At 61.4% G+C, this 1,914-nt stretch carries 2 protein-coding genes; both read right to left on the bottom strand.

Going from position 1 to position 1,914, the window contains the following annotated elements:
* Positions 1–443 (bottom strand): hypothetical protein (locus NKJ75_RS32700; protein WP_352500754.1); only part of this gene is annotated, 443 nt, incomplete at its 3' end.
* The coding region (locus NKJ75_RS32705) for a hypothetical protein (RefSeq protein ID WP_352500755.1) at positions 440–1,914 on the bottom strand (1,475 nt) is incomplete at its 5' end. The genes NKJ75_RS32700 and NKJ75_RS32705, both read right to left, overlap by 4 nt.

The following is a 1,914-nucleotide window of genomic DNA, read 5'->3' on the forward strand; positions in this document are numbered from 1 at the left end:
TCGGCAGCCTCTTCCTCGATCGAGAGTTTCGGCATGACGCGCTCGGGGCTCGCCAGCAGCCACAGCAGCGCGGTCGCCATGGCTTGCTGGGTGCTGCAGCCCGGTTTCACGAACTGGGCCCAGGCGCGGATCTCGCCGAGATCGATGTCGTCGAAGAGCTCGGCGCGGATCTCGACCAGGTTGGAGAGCACCACGGCGGAAACGGCCGTGATGGTGTCGCCCTGCAACTCGGCGGCGTTGCCGGTGCTCTCGACGATGAGGCGAAGCACCAGGCGCAAGTGATCGGCGCCGCGCGCCTGGCCGATGCGCTTCAGCGTGATCGGGCAGAAACAGACCTTCGGGCGGCCGCCCATGGCGCCGTGCAGCGCCGGCTTCAGGATTTTGATGCCGCACTGCTCGGCGACCTGGTGGACGTCGACGGGATGCTTCGGCGACCTCTTCATAGTACGCTCAACCCCGGCAGATCGGCATCGTCCCGCGGCGCATGCAGGTAGACCTTTCGGATGAAGGTGCCGTTGCCTGATAACTCCTCGCCGCGGCCGCCGAAGAACGCCACCTGCATCGGGTTCATGAAGTTCGCCAGCGTGTTAGTCTCAACGGGGGTGCCATCCGTCGACATCGAGATCTTGGCGGAGGTGTAGGTCACGGCGGTCTTGTGTATGCCAAGGCCGTAGCCGCCCTCGGCAAAGGGTCGGACGTCTCGAAAATCTGTTCCCCATCCATAGGCCTGCATGAGTTCGCTATCGAGGCGGTCGATCAGCAATTCGTCATTGTTGACGAGTTCTTCGAACATGCCGAGTAGGAAGGTGCGGCCATCGGCGACAACTTCCTCCCATTCAATGATGATGGTCCAATCGAGCGCGGCAAGATCTATAAAGAGATCCCCGATTGCCTCGACCGCCCCGACCGAGTCGTGGTCAAGGATTTCGACGCCGCTTGGCCCGACGCGCGCCGGCTTGTCGATGACGTCTGCCAGAGTGACCGGAGAGCCATCTTTGGTGTAGACTTCATTGAGGAAATCGAGAACCCACACGGCATCTACGGCGGGGTCGATGGGGTCGGGAGGATCTTCCGGATCTGGATCTGGATCCGGATCGGGATCCGGGTCGCCACCGTCGCCCCAGTCGGGACCGTCGAAGGTGAGCTCGTCCGGAGTGTATCCGGCCAGGGACATGATCTTGGTGAGCATCCACCTGAGGCTCACGGCCCCAGGAATGGTGTTCGGCTGCCTGTGCACCGTCCAGGCATATTCGCCCAGCGCACTCATCCACAAGGTCCTGCTTTGGTCGGCGATCAGATACGAAAATCGGGTGCCGTCGGTAAACGGCGGCACGACATCGCTGGCGAATGTCGAAACGGTCTTCGCCTGGATGTCGAGCGAAATGATTTCGTAAGCTGGCTCGTCGGGATCGCCGTCAGACCAGAGCGTCAGCACGAAGCCAGGCCGGCTGATCAGGCGGTTATGCAGGGAGGAGAAAGAAACATTAGTCCCCATTTTGGAGGTGTCGAACGTATCGACTGTCGACCCGGTTTCAGGATCGATGTAGCGCCACCGATTGATCGGGCCGGGCAGGCCGTAGCCCACAATCAGATAGCCAGTCGGAGGGTCGAACCAGAGCACGCTGGCCGAGAAGTCGGACAATCCGGTGAGCGAGTGCAGCAGCGATGAGGTCCATGCATCACCGTTGAAGCGTAGTTCGTAGAGGTCCACGTCTCCAGTAAAGCTCGACGTGGCGGTAAAGAACGACGTGAACCCCGATGTCATCCTGCCGTTGACAATCAGATGGCCGCTCGGGACGCCCTCGGGATCGACGTCCAATGTCCCCTTGGCGGGATCGAAGATGCCGGTGACGCCCATGCCAGCATCGAAATTATGGCCGATGAACACCCATTTCTGCCCGAGCTGCTGCACGG

This window comes from Mesorhizobium sp. M0058 (assembly GCF_040323095.1).
Lineage (GTDB): Bacteria > Pseudomonadota > Alphaproteobacteria > Rhizobiales > Rhizobiaceae > Mesorhizobium.